This is a genomic window from Sinorhizobium sp. 22678, from assembly GCF_052044265.1.
Lineage (GTDB): Bacteria > Pseudomonadota > Alphaproteobacteria > Rhizobiales > Rhizobiaceae > Sinorhizobium > Sinorhizobium meliloti_A.
Window position 1 is genome coordinate 60,795 of sequence record NZ_JBQEMS010000013.1, and the last position, 25,360, is coordinate 86,154.

The 25,360-nt window shown below is 62.3% G+C and carries 22 protein-coding genes, 1 tRNA gene and 1 riboswitch; of the genes, 7 read left to right on the forward strand and 16 right to left on the reverse strand.

Annotation, left to right across the window (positions count from 1 at the left end; genetic code table 11):
* Positions 1-6 precede the first annotated feature (6 nt).
* A complete protein-coding gene (locus ACTJKL_RS19875) occupies positions 7-990 on the reverse strand; it encodes a DUF1775 domain-containing protein (protein WP_440853619.1) in 984 nt (327 codons plus the stop codon).
* Positions 991-1,082: 92 nt separating this feature from the next.
* Positions 1,083-1,478: a hypothetical protein gene (locus ACTJKL_RS19880; RefSeq protein WP_440853620.1), complete on the reverse strand. Its 396-nt coding sequence runs from the start codon at positions 1,476-1,478 to the stop codon at positions 1,083-1,085.
* 156 nt (positions 1,479-1,634) lie between these two features.
* Positions 1,635-1,722, forward strand: a riboswitch (glycine riboswitch).
* Positions 1,723-1,864: 142 nt separating this feature from the next.
* Here ACTJKL_RS19880 and gcvT point away from each other — a divergent pair.
* Genes gcvT through gcvP form a run of 3 tightly spaced genes read left to right on the forward strand, consistent with a single transcriptional unit; the run spans position 1,865 to position 6,247 of the window.
* A complete protein-coding gene (gcvT, locus tag ACTJKL_RS19885; protein WP_338283111.1) occupies positions 1,865-3,004 on the forward strand; it encodes a glycine cleavage system aminomethyltransferase GcvT in 1,140 nt (379 codons plus the stop codon).
* A gap of 16 nt (positions 3,005-3,020) precedes the next feature.
* Positions 3,021-3,383: a glycine cleavage system protein GcvH gene (gene gcvH / locus ACTJKL_RS19890; protein ID WP_029962390.1), complete on the forward strand. Its 363-nt coding sequence runs from the start codon at positions 3,021-3,023 to the stop codon at positions 3,381-3,383.
* Positions 3,383-6,247, forward strand: a complete 2,865-nt coding sequence (gene gcvP, locus ACTJKL_RS19895) for an aminomethyl-transferring glycine dehydrogenase (protein ID WP_440853621.1) — start codon at positions 3,383-3,385, stop codon at positions 6,245-6,247. The genes gcvH and gcvP overlap by 1 nt, the downstream gene beginning before the upstream one ends.
* A 220-nt stretch (positions 6,248-6,467) precedes the next feature.
* Here gcvP and tig read toward each other — a convergent pair whose 3' ends face one another.
* Complete coding sequence (gene tig / locus ACTJKL_RS19900; RefSeq protein ID WP_018097716.1) at positions 6,468-7,943, reverse strand: trigger factor; 1,476 nt, start codon at positions 7,941-7,943, stop codon at positions 6,468-6,470.
* A gap of 174 nt (positions 7,944-8,117) precedes the next feature.
* A tRNA-Leu gene (locus ACTJKL_RS19905) sits at positions 8,118-8,202 on the reverse strand.
* 1,141 nt (positions 8,203-9,343) lie between these two features.
* On the opposite strand from ACTJKL_RS19905, the gene ACTJKL_RS19910 reads away from it, so the two are divergent.
* The 3 genes from ACTJKL_RS19910 to trmFO all read left to right on the forward strand — a co-directional run bounded on the left by ACTJKL_RS19910 (position 9,344) and on the right by trmFO (position 11,445).
* Positions 9,344-9,487, forward strand: a complete 144-nt coding sequence (locus ACTJKL_RS19910; protein ID WP_003529522.1) for a DUF1127 domain-containing protein — start codon at positions 9,344-9,346, stop codon at positions 9,485-9,487.
* 303 nt (positions 9,488-9,790) lie between these two features.
* On the forward strand, positions 9,791-9,934 hold the full coding sequence (locus ACTJKL_RS19915; protein ID WP_003529520.1) for a DUF1127 domain-containing protein: 144 nt from the start codon (positions 9,791-9,793) through the stop codon (positions 9,932-9,934).
* 92 nt (positions 9,935-10,026) lie between these two features.
* Complete coding sequence (gene trmFO, locus ACTJKL_RS19920; RefSeq protein ID WP_018097718.1) at positions 10,027-11,445, forward strand: methylenetetrahydrofolate--tRNA-(uracil(54)-C(5))-methyltransferase (FADH(2)-oxidizing) TrmFO; 1,419 nt, start codon at positions 10,027-10,029, stop codon at positions 11,443-11,445.
* A 34-nt stretch (positions 11,446-11,479) separates the two neighbouring features.
* Here the strand turns inward: trmFO and ACTJKL_RS19925 are convergent, their stop codons facing one another.
* From ACTJKL_RS19925 to yajC, 5 genes are all read right to left on the reverse strand, one after another.
* Positions 11,480-11,935 (reverse strand): hypothetical protein, encoded by a 456-nt coding sequence (locus ACTJKL_RS19925; protein WP_018097719.1) that lies wholly within the window; start codon positions 11,933-11,935, stop codon positions 11,480-11,482.
* Positions 11,936-12,638: 703 nt separating this feature from the next.
* The gene (locus ACTJKL_RS19930) at positions 12,639-13,481 is read right to left on the reverse strand and encodes a phytoene/squalene synthase family protein (protein WP_018097720.1); all 843 of its coding nucleotides are present in this window, start codon (positions 13,479-13,481) and stop codon (positions 12,639-12,641) included.
* Between the two features lie 21 nt (positions 13,482-13,502).
* Positions 13,503-13,889, reverse strand: a complete 387-nt coding sequence (locus tag ACTJKL_RS19935; protein ID WP_440853622.1) for an Mth938-like domain-containing protein — start codon at positions 13,887-13,889, stop codon at positions 13,503-13,505.
* The gene (gene secDF, locus ACTJKL_RS19940) at positions 13,889-16,465 is read right to left on the reverse strand and encodes a protein translocase subunit SecDF (RefSeq protein WP_440853623.1); all 2,577 of its coding nucleotides are present in this window, start codon (positions 16,463-16,465) and stop codon (positions 13,889-13,891) included. The genes ACTJKL_RS19935 and secDF overlap by 1 nt, the downstream gene beginning before the upstream one ends.
* Positions 16,466-16,631: 166 nt before the next feature.
* A complete protein-coding gene (gene yajC, locus ACTJKL_RS19945) occupies positions 16,632-16,964 on the reverse strand; it encodes a preprotein translocase subunit YajC (RefSeq protein ID WP_011975343.1) in 333 nt (110 codons plus the stop codon).
* 340 nt (positions 16,965-17,304) lie between these two features.
* Between yajC and ACTJKL_RS19950 the strand changes: the two genes are divergently transcribed.
* Complete coding sequence (locus ACTJKL_RS19950; protein WP_100674024.1) at positions 17,305-18,180, forward strand: ATP-binding protein; 876 nt, start codon at positions 17,305-17,307, stop codon at positions 18,178-18,180.
* Positions 18,181-18,284: 104 nt separating this feature from the next.
* Here the strand turns inward: ACTJKL_RS19950 and ACTJKL_RS19955 are convergent, their stop codons facing one another.
* From ACTJKL_RS19955 to tatB, 7 genes are all read right to left on the reverse strand, one after another.
* Complete coding sequence (locus ACTJKL_RS19955) at positions 18,285-19,826, reverse strand: LysM peptidoglycan-binding domain-containing protein (protein ID WP_440853624.1); 1,542 nt, start codon at positions 19,824-19,826, stop codon at positions 18,285-18,287.
* A gap of 261 nt (positions 19,827-20,087) precedes the next feature.
* A complete protein-coding gene (locus ACTJKL_RS19960) occupies positions 20,088-20,741 on the reverse strand; it encodes a biotin biosynthesis protein BioC (RefSeq protein ID WP_440853625.1) in 654 nt (217 codons plus the stop codon).
* Positions 20,742-20,981: 240 nt separating this feature from the next.
* Positions 20,982-21,635, reverse strand: a complete 654-nt coding sequence (locus ACTJKL_RS19965) for a protein-L-isoaspartate(D-aspartate) O-methyltransferase (RefSeq protein WP_018097726.1) — start codon at positions 21,633-21,635, stop codon at positions 20,982-20,984.
* Positions 21,632-22,402 carry a 5'/3'-nucleotidase SurE gene (gene surE, locus ACTJKL_RS19970; RefSeq protein ID WP_102762919.1) on the reverse strand — a complete coding sequence of 257 codons (771 nt, stop codon included), beginning with the start codon at positions 22,400-22,402 and terminating at the stop codon, positions 21,632-21,634. The genes ACTJKL_RS19965 and surE overlap by 4 nt, the downstream gene beginning before the upstream one ends.
* Positions 22,403-22,430: 28 nt before the next feature.
* On the reverse strand, positions 22,431-23,714 hold the full coding sequence (serS, locus tag ACTJKL_RS19975) for a serine--tRNA ligase (RefSeq protein WP_440853626.1): 1,284 nt from the start codon (positions 23,712-23,714) through the stop codon (positions 22,431-22,433).
* Positions 23,715-23,848: 134 nt separating this feature from the next.
* Positions 23,849-24,691, reverse strand: a complete 843-nt coding sequence (tatC, locus tag ACTJKL_RS19980) for a twin-arginine translocase subunit TatC (RefSeq protein ID WP_018097729.1) — start codon at positions 24,689-24,691, stop codon at positions 23,849-23,851.
* Positions 24,688-25,335, reverse strand: a complete 648-nt coding sequence (tatB, locus tag ACTJKL_RS19985) for a Sec-independent protein translocase protein TatB (protein ID WP_100674030.1) — start codon at positions 25,333-25,335, stop codon at positions 24,688-24,690. The genes tatC and tatB overlap by 4 nt, the downstream gene beginning before the upstream one ends.
* Positions 25,336-25,360 lie beyond the last annotated feature (25 nt).

Genomic DNA, 25,360 nt, shown 5'->3' on the forward strand with positions numbered 1-25,360 from the left:
CGGCAGCTACTGATGGCTATGCCCGGAATGAGCGCTGCCCGCCGCCGTGCCGACCGGCAGGACATAGTCGACCTCGCCGGCCTTCTCGAAGGTAAGCGTCACCGGCACCATGTCGCCCTCGGCAAAGGGCTTCTTCACCTCCATGAACATGAGATGCAGGCTGCCGTTCTTCAGCTCGACTGCTTCACCGGCGGGAACGGCGATCCCGTCCTCGAGCTTGCGCATTTTCATGACGTCGTTCTCCATCGTCATTTCGTGAAGTTCGACTCGGCCCGCGGCCGGGCTCTCGACGGCAAGCAGGCGGTCGTCGGCACTGCCGTCGTTCCTGACCACGAAGCCGCCGCCGCCGACCTTGGCACCGGGCAGCATGGCCTTCACGGCTCCGCCCGAGATCTCGAGATCGCCGACCTTGACCGCTTCGGCCGCGGACTGATGATGCCCTGCGTGAGCGGAGTGCTCATCGCCGCCCGTCGCCATGGTGACGGTGATCGTTGGCGCCGGATGCTCGAGGGAATGGGCGTCCTGGCCCTCCGCCGCCACCTGATCCCAGACCACCTTGCCGTCGGCGCCGCAAAGCTGCGTCGTCGGAAAGGTAAGCACGGTCTCCTTGTCGAAACCCGCGAGTTTCCCGCGCATGACGAAGGTGTCGTAATGTTCGTCGGGAAGGTTGCCGCCTTTCCAGCGGATTTCCAGCGGACCGGAGGAAACCTTGGTGCCGTGATCGTCATAGGTCTTCCGGTAGTCGCCCTTGATGATCTCCAGCTCCCAGCCGGGCTTCGGCTGGGGCTTGGCAAAGACGAACCCCTCCGGCAACTGCACCCGTATTTCGGTCGTCGCCTTGCCGTCGCAGCCATGCGGCACCTGAAGGGTGGCGTTGACGGTCGTTTCGGCCGGCGCGCTATCCTTCTCGAATGTCGCATGGGCATGGGCGGGACCGGCCACGGCAACTGTGAGGCCGGTGGCAAGCAAGGAAAGTCTGATCTTGTTCATGTCGTAATCTCCGAACCACGTGCCGGAACGCGGCCTTCGTGGATCAATGCCGCATAGCAGCGCAAGAAATTCTGGGTTGGATTCGAGGAGATCTACGGTTGGGCCGGCGGACCGCGCGGTGGCGGCAACAGGCGCAGGGGCAGAAGCACCGCCTCGGCGGCGACGATCGGCGTTCCGGCAATCCAGTTGCCGTTTTCGGCCGTCGAGCTTTCATCGGGCGCCGCCGGCAGGAGCACGGAGGCGGCGAGCCGGCACGCTTCGCAGACGGGAGCCAATGACGACGACTTGCCGTGGCCGGTGTCATGATCGACGCCGCCCGTGCCGAAGCAGATATCGGCGAAGGTGCCGTCGGGGAGAAGATATTCGGCGGAGATCGCCGGGCCGATGGCTTTCGCAAGGGCTGGCTTGTGAGCGAAGGACAGGAATAGGAGTGCGAAGGCTGCGAGCAGCCGCACCCCAATTCCCCATTTCCGCTCGCGCCCCGTCATGGCCACCTCTCTTCGGTCTTCCCTATCCGCTGCCCAGGAAAATTGCAAAGGCCGATTTTGCCGCACCGGTCGCGGAGGATGAGGCCAGGGCGACAAAAATATGTTTGGTCGCGACATAGGCCCTTGCCAAAATCCGGCCTTCGCCGTTATCTGGATTCGACCTTGTTGGGAGAAACCGGTTCGATCCGGTGCCGAAGGAGCAACCGCCCCGGAAACTCTCAGGCCAAAGGACCAGCAAGGTGCCGGTAGGACTCTGGAGAGAAGCGTTCGCGCTCGCCGAAGGGATAACAATCTCAGGCAAAGGGACAGAGGGGGCTCGAATTTGTCGGCGCATGACGCCGGTATTGTGAGCCGGCGCGAAGACGCGCCAGACCTGGAGGCCGGACTTGGAAGACGTTTCCACCTTGAAACACACGCCGTTGCACGCGCTGCATCTTTCGCTCGGTGCGCGCATGGTGCCCTTCGCCGGTTACGACATGCCGGTCCAATACCCGGAAGGCGTATTGAAGGAGCACCTGCATACCCGCGCCGCCGCCGGCCTTTTCGACGTGTCACACATGGGGCAGATCGTCGTGCGGCCGAAATCGGGAAAAGTCGAGGACGCGGCGCTGGCGCTCGAAAAGCTCGTGCCGGCGGATGTGCTCGGCCTCCGGGAGGGCCGGCAACGCTACGGCCTCTTCACCAATGCCGCCGGCGGTATTCTCGACGACCTGATGATCGTCAATCGGGGCGATCATCTCTTCCTGGTCGTCAACGCGGCCTGCAAGGATGCCGATCTTGCGCATCTCAGGGACGGCCTCGGCAGCGCCTGCGACGTGACCATGCTGACAGACCGTGCCCTGATCGCCCTTCAAGGGCCCCGGGCCGGAGCGGTTCTGTGCGAGCTGTGGGCGGACGTCGCGTCGATGCGCTTCATGGATGTCGCCGAAGCCGACCTTCACGACGTGAGCTGTATCATCTCCCGCTCCGGCTACACCGGCGAGGATGGCTTCGAGATTTCCATTCCCGCCGACGCGGCTGTGGATGTGACGCAGCGCCTGCTCGAACATCCCGACGTCCTGCCCATCGGGCTCGGCGCTCGCGACTCGCTCCGCCTCGAAGCGGGGCTTTGTCTCTATGGCAACGATATCGACACGAATACGAGCCCGATCGAAGCGGGCCTCGAATGGGCAATCCAAAAAAGCCGCCGCGCCGGCGGTGAGCGCGCCGGGGGCTTTCCGGGCGCCGGCCGGATACTGGCCGAGCTCACCGACGGAGTTTCCAGGCGGCGTGTCGGCCTGAGGCCCGAAGGCCGGGCGCCCGTGCGCGGCAATGCCAATCTCTTTGCCGATGCGGAGGGCAGGACGGCGGCAGGAACCGTCACCTCCGGCGGCTTCGGTCCGAGCGTGGATGGACCGGTCGCCATGGGCTATGTCGCCGCCGAGCACGCCGAAATCGGCACCAGACTGTTCGCAGAGGTGCGCGGCAAATACCTGCCCATCGCCGTCACTGCCCTGCCCTTCATCAAACAAACCTACAAACGCTGATCAGGAGAACCTGCGTATGCTGAAATTCACCGAGGAACACGAATGGCTGAAGATCGAGGGCGACGTCGCGACCGTAGGCATCACGGAGCATGCCGCGGGCCAGCTCGGCGATCTTGTCTTCGTGGAGCTGCCGGAAGCGGGTGCCAGCTTCTCCAAGGGCGACTCGGCCGCGACGGTCGAGTCCGTGAAGGCGGCATCGGACGTCTATTGTCCGCTTGATGGCGAAATCGTCGAGGTCAATCAGGCGATCGTCGACGATCCGTCGCTCGTCAACAGCGATCCGCAAGGCGCGGCCTGGTTCTTCAAACTGAAGCTCGCCGATCCGGACGCTGCCAATGCGCTCCTGGACGAAGCGGCCTACAAGGAGTTCGTCGCCTGATGAGCATGCCCAAGGACTTTACCTTTACCGATTACAAGCCTTACGACTTCGCCAATCGACGTCACATCGGCCCTTCGCCGGCCGAGATGGACGAGATGCTGAAGGTCGTCGGCTATCCCAGTCTCGACGCGCTCATCGACGACACCGTGCCGCCGTCGATCCGCCAGCGGACGCCGCTTGCCTGGGGCGAGCCGATGACGGAGCGCGAGGCACTCGACAAGCTGCGCGAGACGGCGAACCGCAACCGGAAGCTCGTGTCCCTGATCGGTCAGGGCTACTACGGGACCATCACCCCGCCGGTCATCCAGCGCAATATCCTCGAGAACCCGGCCTGGTACACCGCCTATACGCCCTATCAGCCGGAAATCAGTCAGGGGCGGCTGGAAGCCCTGCTCAATTACCAGACCATGGTTTGCGATCTGACCGGGCTGGACGTCGCGAACGCCTCGCTGCTCGACGAGGCGACGGCTGCAGCCGAAGCCATGGCCATTGCGGAGCGCGTGGCAAAGTCAAAGGCGAAGGCGTTTTTCATCGATGAGAACTGCCATCCCCAGACGATTGCGCTCCTGAAGACCCGGGCGGAGCCGCTCGGCTGGCAGATCGTCGTCGGCGATCCCTTCGAGGATCTGGACGCTGCCGGCGTCTTCGGCGCGATCTTCCAGTACCCCGGCACTTACGGCCATGTCCGCGACTTCTCGGGCCTGATCGCCAAACTCCACGAGCAGGGTGCAATCGCCGCCGTCGCAGCCGATCCGCTGGCGCTGGCGCTTCTGAAATCTCCGGGTGAAATGGGCGCCGACATCGCGATCGGTTCGACCCAGCGCTTCGGCGTTCCGGTCGGCTACGGTGGTCCGCACGCCGCCTATATGGCGGTCAAGGACGCCTACAAGCGCTCCATGCCCGGCCGCCTCGTGGGTGTGTCGGTCGATGCACGGGGCAACCGCGCCTACCGGCTGTCGCTCCAGACCCGTGAGCAGCATATCCGGCGCGAGAAGGCGACATCGAACATCTGTACCGCGCAGGTACTGCTTGCCGTCATGGCCTCGATGTATGCGGTCTTCCATGGTCCGGACGGATTAAAGGCGATCGCCCAGAGCGTGCACCAGAAGACGGTGCGGCTTGCCATGGGATTGGAAAAGCTCGGCTATACCGTCGAACCGGATGTCTTCTTCGATACGATCACCGTCGAAGTCGGCAAGCTGCAGGGCATCATCCTCAAAGCCGCCGTGGCCGAGGAGGTAAACCTTCGCAAGATCGGAACGACCAGGATCGGCATCAGTCTCGACGAACGTTCGCGGCCGGTCACGCTCGAGGCCGTCTGGCGCGCCTTCGGCGGCGATTTCAAGGTCGAGGAATTCGAACCGGACTACCGCCTGCCGCAGGAACTGCTGCGCACCAGCGCCTATCTCACCCATCCGATCTTTCACATGAACCGCGCCGAGAGCGAGATGACGCGCTACATGCGCCGCCTCGCCGATCGCGATCTTGCGCTCGACCGCGCAATGATCCCGCTCGGCTCCTGCACGATGAAGCTCAACGCGACAGCGGAAATGCTGCCGATCACCTGGCCGGAGTTTTCGGAAATCCATCCCTTCGTGCCGACCGACCAGGCACTCGGCTATCAGCATCTGATCGAAGACCTGTCGCAAAAGCTCTGCGCGATCACCGGTTATGATGCGATCTCGATGCAGCCGAACTCGGGTGCTCAAGGTGAATATGCCGGTCTGCTCGCGATCCGCGCCTACCATATCGCCAACGGCAACGCACATCGCGACGTCTGCCTGATACCGACATCGGCGCACGGCACGAATCCGGCCTCGGCGCAAATGGCCGGCATGAAGGTGGTGGTCGTCAAGGTAAGCGACGCCGGCGAGATCGACATGGACGATTTCCGCGCCAAGGCGGAGCAGTATGCGGACTCCCTCTCCTGCTGCATGATCACTTATCCCTCGACGCACGGCGTGTTCGAGGAGAACGTCCGCGAGGTCTGCGAGGTCGTGCATAAGCACGGCGGCCAGGTCTATCTGGACGGCGCCAACATGAATGCGATGGTTGGCCTTTCCCGCCCCGGCGACATCGGCTCCGATGTCAGTCATTTGAACCTGCACAAGACCTTCTGCATTCCGCATGGCGGCGGCGGCCCCGGCATGGGCCCGATCGGCGTCAAGTCGCATCTCGCCCCCTTCCTTCCGGGACACCCGCAGACCGACGGGCACGAGGGCGCCATTTCCGCCGCACCGTTCGGGTCGGCCTCGATCCTGCCGATCTCCTGGAGCTACTGCCTGATGATGGGCGGCGAAGGCCTGACGCAAGCGACCAAGGTCGCGATTCTCAACGCCAATTACGTCGCCGCCCGGCTGAAGGGTGCTTATGACGTGCTCTACAAGTCGGCGAAAGGCCGGGTCGCGCATGAATGCATCGTCGACACCCGTCCGCTCGCCGAGCGCGCCGGCGTCACGGTCGACGACGTCGCCAAGCGCCTGATCGACTGCGGCTTCCATGCGCCGACGATGAGCTGGCCGGTCGCGGGCACACTGATGATCGAACCCACGGAATCGGAAACGAAGGCCGAGCTCGACCGCTTCTGCGACGCCATGCTGGCAATCCGCGAAGAGGCCCGCGCCATCGAGGACGGCCGGATGGACAAGGTCAACAATCCGCTGAAGAACGCGCCGCATACGGTCGAGGACCTCGTCGGCGACTGGGACCGGCCCTATTCGCGCGAGCAGGCCTGCTTCCCACCGGGCGCCTTTCGCGTGGACAAATACTGGTCGCCGGTCAACCGTGTCGACAATGTCTATGGCGACCGTAATCTCGTCTGCACCTGCCCGCCGATCGAGAGCTACGCGGAAGCGGCGGAATGACGATGTGATCCGATCGGGTGCGGTTCAAGCGCCGCGCCTGCGTGCCACGTCAAAAGCCCGGCTAAGCCGGGCTTTTTGCTGGTCTAAGCATTTCCAGGAGAAGTGTGCAGCGGTTTTCGGTCGGAAGGTAATTTCAAGGCCTTAGAGGGTTCACTAACGGTTCCTCTAAAAAAGAAAAAGCCGCCCGGAGGCGGCCTCTTCCTATCTCTGAGAGATGCGATTACTCGGCGCTCTCGTCCGCAGCCTTCTTCTTGGCCGGGGCCTTCTTCTTCGGCGCGGCGGCTTCTTCGCCCTCGCCGGCTTCGGCCTTGGCGGCTGCCTTCTTCTTGGAGGCCGTCTTCTTGGCCGGCTTTTCGTCGGCTTCGTCGTCAGCCGTCAGCTCTTCCTTCGAGACCTTCTTGTCGGTCACCGAAACCTCGGTGAGCAGGTGGTCGACAACCTTCTCCTCGAAGAGCGGTGCGCGCAGCGAGGCGGCAGCACCGGGCGTGTTGCGGAAGTATTCGAGGATTTCCTTTTCCTGTCCCGGGAACTGGCGCAGCTGCTCGAACAGCGAACGCTGCATCTCGTCATCGCTGACCTGGACGCCGGCCTTTTCGCCGATTTCGGAGAGAACCAGGCCGAGGCGGACGCGACGCTCGGCGAGCTTGCGATATTCGGCGCGCGCTTCTTCTTCCGTCGTGTCTTCATCGGCAAAGGTCTTGCCGGCCTGCTGCAGGTCGGTGTTGATCTGGCGCCAGATGTTCTCGAACTCGGCATCGACGAGGCGCTCGGGCGTATCGAACTGATAGAGTTCGTCGAGCTGATCGAGAAGCTGGCGCTTGACCTTCTGGCGGGTGATCGAGCCGAACTGGCTTTCGATCTGGCCGCGGACGATTTCCTTCAGCTTGTCGACGGATTCGAGGCCGAGCTTCGTTGCCAGCTCGTCGTTGATCTCGATCGGGGCAGCGGCAGCGACATCCTTGACGGTGATGTCGAAGGTTGCTTCCTTGCCGGCAAGGTTGGCTGCCGGGTAATCGGCCGGGAACGTGACCGTGATGGTCTTTTCATCGCCGGCCTTTACGCCGACAAGCTGCTCCTCGAAGCCCGGGATGAAGCGGTTGGACCCGAGCACGAGCTCCGCATCTTCGTCCTTGCCGCCGTCAAAGGCTTCGCCGTCGACCTTGCCGAGATAGTCGACCGTGACGCGGTCGCCATTGGCAGCCTTGCCCTTCTTCGATTCGTAAGTGCGGGCGCTCTCGGCGATGCGCTGGATCTGCTCGTTGACTTCATCCTCGCTGACGTCGACGACCTCACGGGTGACCTTGATGCCGCTTGCATCCTTGAGTTCGATCGGCGGAATGATTTCGTAGGCGACCGTGAATTCGAAATCGGCTTGGGCGCTCAGGATCTTGTCGGCTTCTGCCTCGTCCTCGGTCATCGCGATTTCGGGCTGGGTGGCCGACTTTTCGCCGCGGCTCGTGAGGATTTCCGTCGGCTTTTCACGAACGATCTCGTTGACGAGATCGGCCATGATCGACTTGCCGTAAACCTTCTTAAGGTGCGCAACCGGCACCTTGCCGGGACGGAAGCCGTTGATGCGAACACGATCCTTCACTTCGACGAGGCGCTCGTTCATCCGAGCCTGCATTTCGTCGGCCGGGATAACGACCTTGAGTTCGCGCTTCAGCCCTTGAGCGAGCGTTTCGATAACCTGCATGTTAAAACCTTCACTTCACGTTGACAGTGCTCTTCCCTTGAAAGGCTAGGCGAGCACGTGAGCCGATCCATTTGCCGGGAGTGGCTTTACGCAATTCCGACCGCTTTGCAAGCAAAATGGCGCCTTGCCGGCCCTCCCAGCGCCGAATACCGACGCGTGACTGCTATATCGTCCTGGTGCGGGTAGAGAGACTTGAACTCCCACGCCTTGCGGCACCAGAACCTAAATCTGGCGTGTCTACCAATTTCACCATACCCGCGTTCAGACGACCGCACCGCCCAATCGCATTCCTCACAAGATCTCATCAGCGGAATGCCGCGGATATTCTTGGGCCATGCGAAAGGTTCAGGGCTCCCGAGCGCGGCGTCTCTATAACACTCGTTTTCATCGGATCAAAGGGAAAATGCTCGCGCCCGTTGCCCGCTCGCAGCCACGGCTTCGAACGGGCAGCTCGAGGCTCCTTAGCAAAGGATGCCGGCAGAAACGTGATGTTGTGTTCCGCCGTATGACAGCCACTGGATCCTCGCCCTCCATCGGCGGGACGGCGAACGGCAATCCGCGTTGCGCAATCCGCATATCTTCCATGTGGACATTGCACTGCACAAATCGATTTAAGGCCACTATATTCCAAATCAACGAAGCGCCGCGGTGATAGCCGAATGGACGCCGGCGGGCATCATCGCCCGCAGCGGGAAATCCCGCGAAGATCCGAGCCTGAGCTCGACAGAATTCGAAGCTGCGCACTCCTCCTCCCATCGCCGCTTCGATAGGATTGGCAATACTCCTCCTCCCAGTTGCCAATCGCATTTATGACGCCCGCCGGTCCTCCTCCCCCGACGGGCGTCATTCTCCCCTCAGATATTCCGTACGGCACCTCCATCTGCCCATTTTTTCGGCATTTTGCGATCGTCCGACGCTTGAGCCATGCATCATTTGCATAGGTGCCATTCCCGGCGGCCCCTAGCAGAATCCGGGGGTTCGGCCTATATTCCAATCATCGATCGGGCAGCGCACTCCTCCTCCCAGCGCGCCCGATACGGATTGGCGACACTCCTCCTCCCGGTTGCCAATCAGATCAAGCAACGCCCGCTGGACCTCCTCCCCCAGCGGGCGTTGTTTATTTCTGCCAACTCCCTTGCTCCGAGAATCGCACAACGTGCCGCGCGCTCTGATAGACCGCCAAGGTCTTTGGAACGGTCTGGAAATGCGCAAGAGGCCGGCATCGGCAACAAAAGGTTAAGCTCCGGTTAATGCCACCGAAAAGCTTTGCACGCCGCGCATGGGTGCGATGCAGCATTAGCTCTGTAATCCTGGCTCAAACCGATTATACTCCGGTTCATAAGATGACGGCCAGCAAGAGAGATAGAGCGCTGGCGAACGACCTAGAAAGGAATAGGATCATGAACCTCGCACGTTCTTTCAACAACTGGCGCAAGTATCGTCAGACCTGCAACGAGCTCGGCCGCATGAGCGACCGTGAGCTGACTGACCTTGGCATCGGCCGCGCAGACATCCCCTACGTTGCCCGTCAGGCAATCAAGTAAGCATCAAGCTTTCGCCAGATAATGGCCGTTCAAACGCCTTCCGGTTCTCCGGCGGGCGTTTTTTATTCTGCTGAGTCGTTCTGATCTCGTGCAGCAATCCCTGCAAAAGCAACTTAACCGAAACTTAATCGATGGCGCAATTTCGGACCGGCCGAGATGCATGCCCACGAAACGATCGATGCACTGCACAAATGCATAGCAGATGCATCTACTTTGCACTCCATCTTCCAGTTAGACGAGCGTATAAGAACCTCAACGACGCAGACAATCACTGTCGCGAGCGATCTTCTTGAGGAAACGACCATGAACCCGATTCGCATTGCAAAAAGCTGGATCAACTACCGCCGTACCGTTGCCGAGCTGGGCAGCCTTTCCAACCACGCTCTGAACGATATCGGCATTACCCGCTACGACATCCGCAACATTGCGGCTCGCTCCTTCCGTTAATCGGATCGAGCATTGCTTGGCTTGAAGACGGCGCCCTCGGGCGCCGTTTTCGTTTCTTGGAAGCGACGGATGCCTGTGGTAGGAAGCCGCCCATGAATAAAACGACATCCTCCCATTCGCCCATCCACATCATTGGCGGCGGCCTCGCCGGGTCGGAAGCCGCCTGGCAGATCGCCGAAGCGGGCGTGCCGGTCATCCTGCATGAAATGCGCGGCGTGCGCGGCACGGATGCGCACAAGACCGAGAGCCTCGCCGAACTCGTCTGCTCGAACTCTTTCCGCTCCGACGATGCGACCAGCAATGCCGTCGGCGTGCTTCATGCGGAGATGCGTCTTGCGGGCTCGCTCATCATGAGATGCGCCGATCTCAACCAGGTGCCCGCAGGCGGTGCGCTCGCCGTCGATCGCGAAGGCTTTGCCGAGGCCGTCAGCGCAGCGATCGCAGACCACCCGCTGATCACGGTTCTGCGGGAAGAGGTCGGGGGCCTGCCGCCGAAGGACTGGGATCTCGCCATCATTGCGACGGGCCCGCTGACAGCACCGGCCCTCGCCGAGGCGATCCGCGCGGAGACCGGCGCCGATGCCCTGGCCTTCTTCGACGCCATCGCACCGATCGTCCATGCCGACACGATCGACATGGACATCTGCTGGCATCAGTCGCGCTACGACAAGGTCGGCCCGGGCGGCACGGGCAAGGATTATATCAACTGCCCGCTCACACAGGAGCAGTATGACGCCTTCGTCGATGCGCTCATCGCCGGAGACAAGGCCGGCTTCAAGGAATGGGAAGGCACACCCTATTTCGACGGCTGCCTCCCGATCGAAGTCATGGCAGAGCGCGGCCGCGAGACCCTGCGTCACGGGCCGATGAAGCCGATGGGCCTCACCAACGCCCATAATCCCTCGGTCAAGCCCTATGCCGTGGTTCAGCTTAGGCAGGACAACGCGCTCGGCACGCTCTACAACATGGTCGGCTTCCAGACGAAACTGAAATACGGCGCGCAGGGCGAAGTCTTTCGGATGATTCCGGGGCTCCAAAACGCCGAGTTTGCGAGGCTCGGCGGCCTGCACCGCAACACCTATATCAACTCGCCGACGCTCCTCGACAATTCGCTGACGCTCAAGTCACGTCCGGGCTTGCGCTTTGCCGGCCAGATAACCGGCTGCGAGGGCTATGTGGAAAGCGCGAGCATCGGCCTGCTGGCGGGCCGCTTCGCCGCGGCGGAACGCAAAGGCGCCTCACCCGTCCTACCTCCGGTGACCACGGCCTTCGGTGCTCTCCTCAATCACATCACCGGCGGCCACATCGTCTCCGACGACGAACCGGGCAAGCGCTCGTTCCAACCGATGAACATCAATTTCGGACTGTTTCCGCCGCTCGAACCGGGCGCCCTGACGAGGCCGGAGGGTGCCAAACGCTTCCGTGGCAAGGAGAAGGCACTCGCAAAGAAGCAGGCGATGGCGTCACGCGCGCTGAGCGATTGCGCAAGCTGGCTCGGCAACGCCGTCTGACGAGCGACGAGAACTCCGTTGCGGATTCAGCCGGTCAGTCCAGACCCTGCGCCGCGTCACCCGGTGCTTCCAACTCCGATTTCGGACTGAAGGTGCCGAGCAGCCAGAGCGAAACCTCGGCTGCCTCGGCGGCCGTCCGAAACTCGAAAGCGTTGTCCAGATAGGCGAAATCCGGGAAGTGGACAATCAGCCCGCGCCCACTCTCGGACGTGTTGACCCGCACCTTGCCGGGCTGAATGACGTGGCAGACATAATGCGTGCCGTGCGATTGTATGAATCCGGCCTTGCCATCGTGCAGCCGCAGGAAGATCGCCGTTCTGTCGACGGTCGAATGCAGCGCCCGGATCGCTTCGTCCGGGAATGCCCGGCCGAATTCCACGATCGCCGACCCGGCATCCGGATTGTCGGCGTCGCGCTCGGCGCGTGCGTTCATCCGAATATAAAATACGCAGACGGCGGCGATCGCCACCAGGAGCAGTAACCAAAGCATCGCGTGGGTCCCTTGATCGCGACGGGATTTCGATTGAGAAAGGTCATATCCCGCGAGACTTGCGCCAGCGTGACGGGCGAGCGCCTAGCGAATGATTTCTCGTCTAAGACGGGCGCTGTAGCACTTTTCGGAGGACCACACCCTCTCCACCTCATCCCTGTGCTCGTCACAGGGATCCAGCAGCGCCGCGTCGGCGGCGCGGGAAGCGTTCTTTCAGCCCAAGGACTTGGTCTGGCTGGATTCCTGTGACAAGCACAGGAATGAGGGACCGGGGATATGCGGCTGAAGCGAAACGGGACGCTGTGTACGGGCGTGACTTGGGGCCCTCCGCGACGCCTCGCTATCTTCACGGTTTATGAAACGCGCCGAGGACCGCACCCTCTCCACCTCATCCCTGTGCGCGTCACAGGGATGAGAGCAGCGCCGCGTCGGCGGCGCGGGAAGCGTTCTTTCAGCCCAAGGACTTGGTCTGGCTGGATTCCTGTGACAAGCACAGGAATGAGGGACCGGGGATGTGCGGCTGAAGCGAAACGGGACGCTGTATACGGGCGTCACTTGGGGCCTTCCGCGCCGCCCCGCTATCTTCATGGTTTATGAAACGCGCCTAGGGACCGCACCCTCTCCACCCTCATCCTGTGCTCGTCACAGGATGAGGAGATCAAACAAGCGGCGGCGGGTATCCGGAATCTCAACAGGCCTTCGTCTAAAACTGCCGGCGCCGGCTCGCCCGCCACATCCGCCATTGCCGCTGCCATTGCGGCGGCCGCAGTGGCTGACGAAGGATTCGCACACCGGCGGCCTCCGCGCGATCGAACACCGGTTCGGCCAGGGCCACGGGAAGGAAGGCGGAGAAATTCCGGGCGGAGATCGCGCCTGCACTTTCACGTGCCTTGGCGAGATGATCGCGACCGAGGCCGCAGAAGGCGCGAACGGCCCTTTCGATCGCACTCTCGTCGGTTCCGGCAAGAAGCGTTTCCCGGTCGAGGCCCGTTGCGCTCAAAAGCTCGGCAGGAAGATAGACCTGGCCACGCCCGGTATGAACCGGCAGAAGCAGCAGGAGACCGGCGACCGTCTGAGCAACCCCGGCATGACCGGCTGCGTCTGACGATTTCGCAGCATTTTCGGGGTCCAGGATGAGAGATGAAAGCTGAATGAGCGCCGATGCGGTTTCGCCGGCATAGCCCTCCAGCGCCGCCCTGTCCTGCATCGGGTCGTCGTAAAGATCGAAAATGCGTGCATCGATCATGTCCTGCAGGACGCGGACAGGAAGGTGATGCTCGCGGATGCAACGCAGGAGCGCTTCGGCCAGCGGATGCCCCGCGCCGTCCGACTGCTGGTTTTCGAGAATGTCACGCCACCACTGCAACCGGATCTCGCCGGGGAGCGGCTCCTTGACCGTGTCGCGGACACGGGCGATCTCCGCGTAAAAGGCATAGAGCGCCGCGAGCGAGTGGCGCTTCTCTGCAGGAGAAAGCAGACAGGCCAGGTAGCGATCGCGGTCGGTGTCCCGCAAGGTTGCGAGAATCTGATCATCGGACTGTTGCACGCCGGATTTCCTTCGAACGCCTCACACCGCGATCAATGCCGCGGCGACGGCCCGCGATTCCGCCAGCATTACGTTATAGGTCCGCACCGCCGCCCCCGTGCTCATCGGATCGGACGAGATGTTGGCGGCCCTGAGCGCCTCCTTCAGGTCACCAGGCAAAGGACGGATTTCCCGGCCGGTGCCGACGAGCAGCACCTCGATGTCACGCGCCTCATCGAAGATGCGCTGGAATTTCGCGACCGCGAGCACGTCGCCTTCGGCAACGTCCCAGGCGTAGATACCGGAAGGCAACATCAGAACGGACCCGCGATGCGACATATCGGCGAAGCGGAAGCCGCCATTGCCGTAGGCGTCGACAGGCGCGCGTCCCGGAAAGTGCGCTTCGCGCATTTCGATCCCTTTTGCCATCACACCGCACCCTTTGCTTCCGTCTCCGACGAGGTATCCCGGTCCGCCGGGTCCTCCGTGCCTCCAAGACGATTGTTTCGGCGATTGAAGAGGATGAGCAGCGGTCCCGCGACATAGATCGAGGAAACGGTGCCCACAAGCACACCGAATATGAGTGTCGCGCTGAAGGACTGGACGAGACCACTGCCTCCGAACAGATACAGCGCAACGAGAGCAAGGAGCGTCGTCAAGGCGGTCAGGACGGTCCGCGACAGGGTCTGGTTGATCGACGTGTCGATCAGGACCGAAAGCGGCATCCTTCGATAGCGCACCAGATTTTCCCGGACTCGATCATAAATCACCATGGTGTCACTCAGCGAGTAACATACGATCGTCAGCAGCGCTGCGATGCTTGCGAGGTTGAATTCGATGCCCGTCACGACGAGGAACCCGAGCGTCAGCAGCACATCATGCAACGTCGCGACGATGGCTCCGACGGCAAATCGCCGGCCGAAGCGGAGCCACACGTAAAGCAGCACGGCCAGCACGGCGGCGGCGACGGCGAGCGACCCTGCCCTCGTCAACTCGCCGGAAACCCCGGGGCCAACCACCTCGACACGCCGGAAGACATACTGATCCTCGAGTTCGGAGCGAACCAGCCCGACGGCCGTCTGCTCGGCATTGTCGCCGGCTTCCTGCGACGGGATACGGACGAGAACGTCTCGCGCCGATCCAAGTTCCTCGACTTGAACCTCTCCGAGGTTCAATTCATCGAGACGGGCACGGATGTCGGCCCCATCAGCGACGCCGGTCCGTGCCCTCAATTCTATGACGGAGCCGCCCCTGAAATCTGCTCCCATGTTGAGCCCGAGGCTCGTCAGGAGAACCAGCGAAGCGAGCGACAATGCCGTCATCAGAATGAAGACCGGATTGCGGATCGCCATGAAACGGAAATCCGCCCGACTGAAAAATCCCGTCCGGATGCCGCGCGGCAGACGCCGCGGCAGGCGGCGGCGATACCACCCGCGAATGAGGCGGCGTGTCAGGCTGTGCGCCGTCAGAATGGTGGTGACGCTGCCGATGGCAAGCGTAACCGCAAAACCCCGAATGGCGCCCGACCCGAGATAGAGGAGGATTACGCCGGCGATGAAAATCGTCAGATTCGCGTCGACGATGCTCCTCAAGACGCGCTCGAATCCGTCGTCCAGCGCCCTTCGCAAGGGTTTGCCGCTGGTACGCGCTTCTTCCCTCAGCCGCTCATAGATGAGAACGTTCGAGTCGACCGCAATTCCGATCGTGAGGATGATCCCGGCAATTCCGGGCAATGTCAGCGTGGCGCCGGTGACGGACAGGACCGCGATGATCAGCACGACATTGACGATGACGGCAATGACGGCGACGACACCGAAGAAGCCGTAGAAGCCAATCATACAGGCTGCGACGGCAATGGCCGCGATCAGGCCCGCCGTGAGGCCGTTTGCCACGGCGTCGGCGCCGTCCTCGGGACCGACGGTACGCTCCTCGATGACGGTCAGCGAAACGGGAAGCGGGCCGGCACGCATCAGGGCGGCAAGGTCGTTCGCCCCGTCCTCCGAGAGATTTCCGGAAATCCGGACGCTATCACCGGAAAGCGCGCCGTCTAGAACGGACGTCGAGATAACCTGCCCGTCGAGCACGATCGCGAACTGCTTCCGTGGATCCGACTGCAGGACCGGCGCGATCCGTGCGGCAGCCCCGGCAGTAATCCTTGCATTGACGACAGGTTCGCTCGTTGCCGGATCGAAGCCCGGTTGCGCCTCGACGAAGTCCGGTGCCGCAGCAAAGGCGTGTCTCTCGACCAGGTAGGGTATTGGTGGATCGTCCAGCGAATAGAGGACCTCGGACCCCGCAGGCGGCCTCGTATCCACGGCCTGTTGTGCCGGCATCGAGGAATCCAGCCACTTCAGAGCGACATCTCCTCGCTGTCCGAGGAGATCCTTCAATCTTTGCGGCTGGTCCAGACCGGGGACCTGCACGCTCAGCCGGTCACCGCCGCGACGCTCTATGATCGGCACGACCGCGATGACTTCGCCGACCCGCCGGCGTACGACCTCGATGGACTGGGCGACGGCATCTGAGACCCTGAGATTTATGCCCTCGTCCGTCAGGCGAAGCCGAAGCGTGTCGCTGGTCGCGCTTCCCTCGTAGACCAGTTCCTGTATGGAACTCCCGAAAAAGCCGCCCTGTCGAACGGGGGCGACCAACGCCTTCAGCGCGTCGCGTGCCGCTGGTGCTTTCGTTGCATCGCGGAGACGAAACTGCAGGCTCTGCCCGCTTCCTGACAGCCCCGTATAGCGGATATCCGCCTGTCTCAGGGCATCGGCGATCGTGTCGATGGTCGATTGCAGGCGCTCCGCGACGATGTCTTCGCGGCTGACCTTCAGGACGATATGGGAACCGCCCCTAAGATCGAGCCCGAGCGGCACCTGCCGATGCGGCAGCCAGATCGGCCAGTCGGCAAGCTGCTCTCTGGAAAGAAGATTCGGCAGTGCGAAGGCGAGGCCCGCAAGGACGACCAGCCAGATGAGAATGTTCTTGAACGGCGACAACCTGGGCATATTTCGAAATGCTCCATCCGCCGGTCTCTGCCGGTCGCGGCCCTTGCCCTAACCACGGTGATTTTGGCCTCGCGTCGCCCCAAAATCAAACCGTGATCGATGCCGATATCAAGCGCGGTATGCGGGCGAAAACCGCGCACGCTTCTTCACGTTCCCCGCGCCGGATTTATTCCTTGACGGGCTCGCCCTTCACGCGAACTTCGGATACGCCGCTGCGCACAACGCGGACTTTGGTGCCCTCGGCGATCTCCACCTCGAGCTCCGTATCGTCGACGACCTTGGTCACCTTGCCGACGATGCCGCCGCCGGTGACGACCTGATCGCCGCGCCGGATGTTCTTCAGGAGCTCTTCGCGGCGCTTCATCTGCGCACGCTGCGGCCGGATGATCAGGAAATACATCACCACGAAAATCAGCAGGAATGGCAGGATGGACATCAGAATATCGGCGCCGCCGCCCCCAGGGGCCGCCGTCTGCGCGAAAGCTTCGGTAATAAACATCGATCACTCCTTGAGTTCAAATTGCGCGCTTGCCCCCGCGGCAAACCTGCCGGAATATAGGCAAGCCGTCCCGTAACGCAAATCGTCGGTACACTTCCCCGTTTCTCCTGCCTCTGGCACAAATTCCGCAGCAGGAGAACCCCCTGGTTGCAGGCTGCCGGTCTTTTCCAGCGCAAACCGCCGTGCTACCGAGAAAAACGCCGCCGGCGGCAGCTTCAACGGATTCGACCGGAGGATGAACGTCGCGGCGATTCAAGGATTTGGGTTAAGCCGGCGCACGCCCGTTATCGCGCGGGTCGGCCGCTCATGTTCGAAATCCAGCCTGCCGGAGATAGATGAAATGCCCGAAAGCAAGATCGACGTCCTGCTCAACGAAATACAGAAGCTTTCGGCCGCGATGGAGCGCATCGCCGGACCGGCATATGCCGTCAATGACTGGCATGAGGCGGAGTGTTTCGTCTGGGCACCGGCCACGCGCCACCTGCAGCCCGTCCCTAACCCGAATCGCATCGATCTCACGCTCATTACCGGCGTCGACCACGTCCGCGACATTCTCTTCGACAACACGCTTCGCTTCGCTGACGGCTATCCGGCAAATAACGTGCTCCTCTGGGGTGCCCGCGGGATGGGCAAATCGTCGCTGGTCAAGGCCGTCCACGCAAAGGTCGCCCACGACACCGGAAGCGCACTCAAGCTCGTCGAAGTCCACCGGGAGGATATCGCCACCCTGCCCGTGCTGATGGAAATCCTGAAGGCGGCGCCGATGCCCGTGATCGTCTTCTGCGACGATCTCTCCTTCGATCACGACGACACCTCTTACAAGTCGCTGAAGGCGGTGCTCGACGGAGGCGTCGAGGGGCGGCCGGCAAACGTTCTGCTCTATGCGACGTCCAACCGTAGACACCTGCTTCCCCGCAACATGATGGAAAACGAGCAATCCACCGCCATAAACCCCTCGGAAGCCGTCGAGGAAAAGGTGTCGCTATCCGACCGCTTCGGACTGTGGCTGGGTTTCTACAAATGCAGCCAGGACGACTATCTGGCGATGGTTGACGGATATGCGCGGTACTTCAAATTGCCTCTCGAGCCCGAAGCGCTGCATGCCGAGGCTCTTGAATGGGCGACGACGCGAGGATCGAGGTCCGGCCGCGTCGCATGGCAATTCATTCAGGATCTGGCCGGTCGTCTGCGCAGACAGCTCGACGCTCCTGCCTAATCGCACTTGGCGTCAGCCGGCGTGATCGCAAAAGCGCCGCGCGTCTTGCCAGACACACGGCGCTTTCGGTTTGCGCATAAGCCGGGAGCGGCCGGTGCTACGGCTTATTCCAGATAGGTCGCAGGGTTGACCGGGGTCGCATTCTTGCGCACCTCGAAGTGCACTTGTGGCCGGGTCGCTCTGCCTGTCATGCCGGAAGATGCGAGCGTCTGGCCGCGTTGGACTTTCTGACCGCGTTGGACCTTGAGTTCGGCAGCGTTGCCGTAAACCGTCACCGTACCGTCGTCGTGGCGCACCAGAACGGCATTGCCGAGTTCTTTCAGGCTGCTGCCCGAGTAGATCACGACGCCGTTCTCGGCTGCCTTGATGGGCGTCCCCTCCGGCACCGAAATGTTGATGCCATCGTTTCGGTTGCCGTCGACATTGGCGCCATAGGCCGCGACGACCGCGCCACGGACCGGCCACCGGTACTTTCCGATGCCGGTCGATTTCGGAAGATCCTCGTCACCATCCGACCGGATGGCAACCTCCGACACGCTTTCCTTGGCGGCAAGCGCCTTGGATTCGGTCAGCTTACCCTGCTCGGTCGAAGCCGCCTGGGCCTCGTTCTTCTTGGCCGAAACAGAAGCCGTGACCACCGCATCGGTCGCCGGCGTTTTCGCCGAGGCGCTCGGGATGTTGAGTTTCTGCCCGATGCGGATGGCTTCTGTCGTAAGCCCGTTCGCCTGCTTCAGGGCAGCGACCGAAACGCCGTTCGCCTTGGCGATTCGGTTGAGCGAGTCGCCCGGCTTGACCGTATAGGCACCATTTCCACCGCCCTCCCCGGCGCTGTTGAGCTTGCCCGCCGCGACATCGCTACGGCTTTCGCTCTTTTCACGCGACTGGGACTGGCCGGGGAGGATCGCCACCTCGCGCTGATCGGTCGGCAGCGGAGACGGACGCTTCTTGCCGCCCTCCACGTCGGCAATCGAACCCGATGCGGCCGCCTTTGCGGCGCTGCCTGCAGTACCGAACGCCGGAATGACGAGCCGCTGGCCCGGCTCTACCTGGCTTGCCGATTTCAGGCCATTCGCCTTCAGTATCTCCTTCTCGGGGACGCCGAAGCGTCTGGAGAGAACAGTAATCGTGTCGCCTTGACGGACCATGATGGTCGGCGCGTTGGAGGCGCTCCAGCCACCCTTGCTGGACATATCCTTGGCAGCCCCCGCCAGCGGCTCCGCCTTCGGGAGGGCAGCAGCCTGCGACGCGAGGGAGGCGGTCTGAACCTGCGGCTGCCGAGATGCGGCGGATGGTTCATCGAGGCTCGTGCGCTGAACGCTCATCGGCGTCGATGCGACACGGGCGCTGGATACCGGCGAGGCCGCCGCCGTATTGTAGCCTCCGTTGCCGCTGCCGGAGGGGTAGGATTGACCGAGCGCTGCGTTGTTCCCGTAGGAGGGCGCCGCACCGCCGCTCGCGACATCGCCTCTCGGTACCGTGCTCGAGCCCTGCGGGATCGCACCCGTCATTATGTCGTCGGACCGCGAAAAGAGCCCGCCGAAGCGGCTGGCGTCAGAACTGCAACCGGTCGCTACACCCGCAAGCAGGATCGCCGCACAGAGACGGATCATGGACTTGCCTGCCTGGGGAGATACAAATTTACGCATGACGCTTTACCCACTCCGAACGCAACTCGCTGTAGAAGGATTAAAGCGCATTAGAGTTACCGCCCGGTTAAAGACGGCACCACTTTGGCGAAATGCTAACCATAGCCGCACCGAAGCGGGCGTTTTCCGGTCATACGTGCGCTGCGGAACCGGGATCGCCAGAGCACCTCCAGGAAAAGTGTGTAACGGTTTTCCGTGTGGAAGTGCGCAATTCCAAAAGTGGCAGAGTGTTTCACTGTTTCGGCGAAACAGTGAAACACCCTATAGCAGCTCGGAATAAAGCCGTTCGATTTCCGACATCGGTCTCGGCTCGGGCGCATTTACCTCATAGCTGATGTTGCACGCATCCCAGGCGAAAAAGGCGCGCTCCGCCGGCGACATCGTAGTTGGGGCCGGCGAAGGGACAATCTTGTCTTCTTCGAGAAACACGCTGACGAGGTTCTCGAACTTGGCATCTATGTCGAGGCCGCTGTCCGCATCATAGTCGAGCGAGCGCAGGCCCGCGACCGCCGCTTCGCGCGTCCCGAAATAGCGCAGGCTGTTCTGATCCTCCGGGCGAAGGCCGTCATAATAGTCGATGAAGGCCCGGTAATATGCCCTGTAGTCACCGGTTTCGGCGAGCTTGCCGAACGCCTGGTACTCGCGTGCCGCAAGTTGCGGCGAAAGACGATTGTTCCACTCGTCCTTCGTAAGCGGCGGCAATTTCTCAGGCGTTCTTTTGGCCCGGCCGAGATAGAGCAACGCGTCGGCGGACAGCGAAATGCGCGGTGTCGGGTCGACGAAGCCCGCAGGCGCAACCAGCGTCCCGCTCTCGCCTTTGTCCGCGGCAGCAGCCTGGTCGGCCGAACGCCCGGCGAGATTTCCCAAGCCATCACCGGACGCAGCGGCAGCGTTCAACCTGTTCTCGATCTGCATATGCCGTCTCCGTCTGTCGCATGACGACTGCGATGCGGAGCAAATGCGTACTCCGCGTCATCTCATGCCGTCCCGGCCTGGATCACGATGATTTCAGGTCGGGTACCTAAAGAGGGAAGCTTGCGCGGGGCTGGAGCGGGTTAAGATTGTATTAACCCGCTTCCGGGAGGCGCACGAGATCACGATGTTTCAGGTCGGGTCGGCCTAAAAGATGAACGTCATCGATTCCAAGAAATTAGACTAAAGGAACGACGCTACCTGTGGGACGATCGGAAGGTAAGGCGCATCGAACAGGTCTTCCCGGTCGAAGCGGCTACCGGTGCGGTTGACGCGAACGATACGGCAATGCGTTTCGCTCATCATGATCGGCACCAACAGCGTGCCGCCGGAGACGAGATGATCGGAGAACGTCCGGGGAAGGCTGTTGAACGCAGCGGTAATGAGTATCCGGTCGAAGGTGCCCTCGCCCGGCACTCCTGCACTGCCATCGGCCTGGCGGACGACGACGTTGCGCACGCCCGCCTTCTCGAGGTTTTTCTGCGCCGAGGCGACGAGTGTCTGGTACCGCTCGATCGTCAGTACGCGCTCGGCGATCCGCCCCATCACGGCCGCGGTAAAGCCGCTGCCGGTTCCGACCTCGAGTATACGCTGGCCCGGCTTAAGATTGAGACAATGCAGGAGCCGCACAGCCATGTCGCAGCCCTCCATGAACGAGCCGCAATCGAGCGGAATCAGCCGCTTGGAGTAGACTTCGTCCTGGTATTGCGGCGGAGCGAAGAGCGTCCGCGGCGTCTGCTCCACAGCCTTCAGCAGCTCATGATTGACGATGCCGCCCGAGCGAAGCCGCAGCGCCATCGCTGCAAACCCCTCCTGCTGCGAAATTCGTCCGCTCAAGCGACACTTCCTTCCCGCAATGCCCGCGCGATGCGCTCCTGAGCGGCATGATCGGTCATGTCCAGTTTAAGCGGGGTTACCGAAATCCTGTTGTCTCGAAGAGCCCTGATGTCGGTGCCGGAACGGAAATCGCCGGCACGTTCGCCGAAACGGAGCCAAAAATAGGGAAAGCCGCGTCCGTCCGTGCGCTCGTCGATGCTGAGACCGAATTCGAGCTTGCCCTGCGACGTGACTTCAACGCCCGCAACGGCATCGACGGCGCAGTTCGGAAAGTTCAGGTTGATAAGCGTTCCGTCCGGCAGGTCGACTCCCATCAATGTGCGGATGAGCGCCGGTGCGTGCGTCTCTGCTACATCCCAGGGAACGTCGCGGCCAACGGCATATTGAAAGGCCTGGCTGAGTGCGATCGAGCGAATGCCCTGCAGCGTTCCCTCGATAGCGCCGGCCACGGTTCCGGAATAGGTGACATCGTCCGCAAGGTTTGCGCCGACATTGACGCCGGAAAGGACGAGGTCGGGCTTGCGATCAAGAATCTTCTTGACCGCCATGATAACACAATCGGTCGGGGTACCCCGGAGCGCAAAGCGCCGTTCCGAAACCGGGCGCAGACGCAGCGGCTCCGAAAGCGTCAGAGAATGGGCAAGCCCGCTTTGGTCCACTTCCGGTGCCACCACCCAAACGTCGTCCGATATCGTCCGGGCGATCCGTTCCAGCACGGAGAGGCCCTCGGCGTGAATGCCATCGTCATTCGTTAACAGGATGCGCATTGCCGGTCTTCTTCCGCTTCATTCGTGCTTAGGCCGATTTCTCGATCCGCCGCAGGCCGCCCATATAAGGCACAAGGACGTCCGGCACCGTGATCGAGCCGTCGTCATTCAGGTAATTCTCGACAACGGCAATCAGCGCCCGGCCGAGCGCGACGCCGGATCCGTTGAGCGTGTGGACGAACTTCGTCCCCTTCTCTTCTTTCCCGCGGTAACGTGCGTTCATCCGACGGGCCTGGAAATCGCCGCAGACGGAGCAGGAGGAAATCTCGCGATAGGCGTCCTGCCCCGGCAACCAGACCTCGAGATCATAGGTCTTGCGCGCGCCGAACCCCATATCGCCGGTGCAGAGCGTCATGACGCGGTAGTGCAGGCCGAGGCGCTTGAGCACCTCCTCGGCACAAGCGGTCATGCGCTCGTGCTCGTCGATCGAACTTTCGGCGTCGGTGATCGACACCAGTTCGACCTTGTTGAACTGATGCTGGCGCAACATGCCTCGGGTGTCACGACCGGCGGAACCGGCCTCTGAGCGGAAGCACGGGGTCAGCGCAGTGAAGCGCAGCGGTAGTTTCTCACCGTCGAGAATCTGCTCCCGCACCATGTTCGTCAGCGGCACTTCCGCAGTCGGGATCAGCCAGCGCCCGTCGGTCGTGCGGAAGAGATCGTCGGAGAATTTCGGCAACTGGCCGGTGCCGTACATCGCATCGTCGCGGACGAGCAAGGGCGGCTGAACCTCGATGTAACCATGCTCTGCGGTGTGCAGATCGAGCATGAACTGGCCGAGTGCCCGCTCGAGCCGGGCGAGCTGGCCCTTCAGGATGGTAAAGCGCGACCCGGCGATCCGGGCCGCTCCCTCGAAGTCCATCAGTCCCAGCGCCTCGCCGATCTCGAAGTGCTCGAGAGGCTTGTGATTCCAGCCGGGCTTGGCGCCGACGACCCGCGTCACGACATTCGCGCTTTCGTCCGCGCCGACGGGCACGTCGTCGAGCGGCGTATTGGGGATGCGCGACAGCGCGTCCGAGAGCTCGGCCTCGATCTGACGGCTTTCCTCTTCGGCCGCCGGCAACGCATTCTTGAGGTCGGCCACTTCGGCCTTGAGCCTGTCGGCCAACTCGCTGTTCTTCTGGGCCATCGCCGCGCCGATCTCCTTCGACGCGGCATTGCGCCGCGACTGCATGTCCTGCAGGGATTGGAGGACCGCGCGGCGACGTTCGTCAAGTGCGATCAGGGACGCCGACAATGGCTCCGCACCCCGTTTCGCCAGGGCGTCGTCGAGCCTGTCTGCATTCTCACGGATCCATTTGATATCGAGCATAGTCGTTCCACGCGTTAGTTGCTGCAGGACGTCGGAGCCGCTTACGGCGAAATCCTGCAGCGATTCAGAATGCCACAGCGCCCCTTGCGCGTGCGAGGAGCGAGGGCGCCGTGAACGGCGCAAGACGTCCGCGGTCAGCCCTTGGCGGGGTCAGCCGTCTCGGACGAGCTTTCCTGCTCAGAGGCAGCCTCGCGCTCCAGGGCCTCGGCAGCCCTTCGCCTTTCGACGAGTCGCGCCGTGTAGATTGAAATTTCGTAGAGAAGGATGGCTGGCAGCGCAAGGCCGATCTGGGAAACCGGATCCGGCGGCGTCAGAACCGCTGCGACCACGAAGGCGATCACGATCGCGTATTTGCGCTTCTCGGCGAGCCCCTGGGCGGTGACGAAGCCGACACGCGCGAGGAGCGTCGTGATGACCGGCAACTGGAACACCAGACCGAAGGCGAAGACCAGTGACATGATGAGGCTGAGATACTCGGACACCTTCGGCAGGAGCTGGATCGCGACCTGCCCTTCGCCGCCGCCCTGTTCCATGGCGAGGAAGAACCACATGACCATCGGCGTGAAGAAGAAATAGACCAGCGCGCCGCCAAGCAGGAACAGGAGTGGCGAAGCGACCAGGAATGGCAGGAAGGCAGCGCGTTCGTTCTTGTAAAGGCCGGGTGCAACGAACCTGTACACCTGCGAGGCGATGACCGGAAATGCGATCACCAGCGCACCGAACATCGCAACTTTGATCTGCGTGAAGAAGAACTCCTGCGGCGCCGTGTAGATGAGCTCGACGTTGCGGTGGCTGAGCCCGGCCCAGCTCACGGCCCACTTGAACGGCAGAACAAGGAGGTTGAACAGCTGCTTGGCAAAATAGAAGCAGACGAGGAACGCCACGAAGAAAGCGCCCACCGCCCACATCAACCGCGTGCGCAGTTCGATCAGATGCTCGATAAGCGGCTGCGGCCGGTCCTCGATATCGCGGCTCATGCGTCACCTTTCTTGCGCGAAGCCGCGCGCGTCTTCGACTTGCTCGCAGCCGGCGCTTCGCCCGGCGCCTTGCGCGCCGGCGACTTCTTCGGCGCCGTTTCGCCTGCGGCCTTCTTCGTGACGGAAGCGCCCGACTTCTTCGATTGCGCTCTGGACTTCACGGCAGGTTCCGGTTCGCTCGCCTTCGGCGCGTCGGCGGCACGGTCCATCTGTCTCGATGCCGAGCTCACCGCTGCCGCCGCCACCTTATCCGTGGCTTTTGCCGCCGTTTCGCCGGCGGCGTCGGTACTGACCGGTTCGACCAGCGGTTCGGGCGTCGTGGAGGCTGGCGGCCTGTCGGGCGTGGTCGCCTTCTGCAGATCGGATTTGATCTCGTTACCGAGCTGCCGCAGCGGATTCATCGCATCCCGCAATGCCGCGGTCGGATTGAGGCTTTGCGCATCGCTGATCGTCTTGCGAACGTCGTCGAGATCGGCTTCGCGCAGCGCCTCGTCGAACTGCCGCCGAAAATCGGACGCCATCCCGCGCATCTTGGACGTCATCCGTCCAAACGCGCGCAGCATCGGCGGCAGGTCCTTCGGACCGACGACGATGATCAAGACGATTGCGATAACAACAAGCTCGGTCCAGCCGATATCAAGCATCCGACGCGCCCTAAAAACCCGTGAT

Excerpts from the sequence above, each read along its gene's own strand:
- ACTJKL_RS19875 (WP_440853619.1), bottom strand. The coding sequence starts at position 990 with ATGAACAAGATCAGACTTTCCTTGCTTGCCACCGGCCTCACAGTTGCC.
- ACTJKL_RS19880 (WP_440853620.1), bottom strand. The coding sequence starts at position 1,478 with ATGACGGGGCGCGAGCGGAAATGGGGAATTGGGGTGCGGCTGCTCGCA.
- gcvH (WP_029962390.1), top strand. The coding sequence starts at position 3,021 with ATGCTGAAATTCACCGAGGAACACGAATGGCTGAAGATCGAGGGCGAC.
- gcvP (WP_440853621.1), top strand. The coding sequence starts at position 3,383 with ATGAGCATGCCCAAGGACTTTACCTTTACCGATTACAAGCCTTACGAC.
- tig (WP_018097716.1), bottom strand. The coding sequence starts at position 7,943 with ATGCAGGTTATCGAAACGCTCGCTCAAGGGCTGAAGCGCGAACTCAAG.
- ACTJKL_RS19910 (WP_003529522.1), top strand. The coding sequence starts at position 9,344 with ATGAACCTCGCACGTTCTTTCAACAACTGGCGCAAGTATCGTCAGACC.
- ACTJKL_RS19915 (WP_003529520.1), top strand. The coding sequence starts at position 9,791 with ATGAACCCGATTCGCATTGCAAAAAGCTGGATCAACTACCGCCGTACC.
- trmFO (WP_018097718.1), top strand. The coding sequence starts at position 10,027 with ATGAATAAAACGACATCCTCCCATTCGCCCATCCACATCATTGGCGGC.
- ACTJKL_RS19925 (WP_018097719.1), bottom strand. The coding sequence starts at position 11,935 with ATGCTTTGGTTACTGCTCCTGGTGGCGATCGCCGCCGTCTGCGTATTT.
- ACTJKL_RS19935 (WP_440853622.1), bottom strand. The coding sequence starts at position 13,889 with ATGGCAAAAGGGATCGAAATGCGCGAAGCGCACTTTCCGGGACGCGCG.
- secDF (WP_440853623.1), bottom strand. The coding sequence starts at position 16,465 with ATGCCCAGGTTGTCGCCGTTCAAGAACATTCTCATCTGGCTGGTCGTC.
- yajC (WP_011975343.1), bottom strand. The coding sequence starts at position 16,964 with ATGTTTATTACCGAAGCTTTCGCGCAGACGGCGGCCCCTGGGGGCGGC.
- ACTJKL_RS19950 (WP_100674024.1), top strand. The coding sequence starts at position 17,305 with ATGCCCGAAAGCAAGATCGACGTCCTGCTCAACGAAATACAGAAGCTT.
- ACTJKL_RS19955 (WP_440853624.1), bottom strand. The coding sequence starts at position 19,826 with ATGCGTAAATTTGTATCTCCCCAGGCAGGCAAGTCCATGATCCGTCTC.
- ACTJKL_RS19960 (WP_440853625.1), bottom strand. The coding sequence starts at position 20,741 with ATGCAGATCGAGAACAGGTTGAACGCTGCCGCTGCGTCCGGTGATGGC.
- surE (WP_102762919.1), bottom strand. The coding sequence starts at position 22,402 with ATGCGCATCCTGTTAACGAATGACGATGGCATTCACGCCGAGGGCCTC.
- serS (WP_440853626.1), bottom strand. The coding sequence starts at position 23,714 with ATGCTCGATATCAAATGGATCCGTGAGAATGCAGACAGGCTCGACGAC.
- tatC (WP_018097729.1), bottom strand. The coding sequence starts at position 24,691 with ATGAGCCGCGATATCGAGGACCGGCCGCAGCCGCTTATCGAGCATCTG.
- tatB (WP_100674030.1), bottom strand. The coding sequence starts at position 25,335 with ATGCTTGATATCGGCTGGACCGAGCTTGTTGTTATCGCAATCGTCTTG.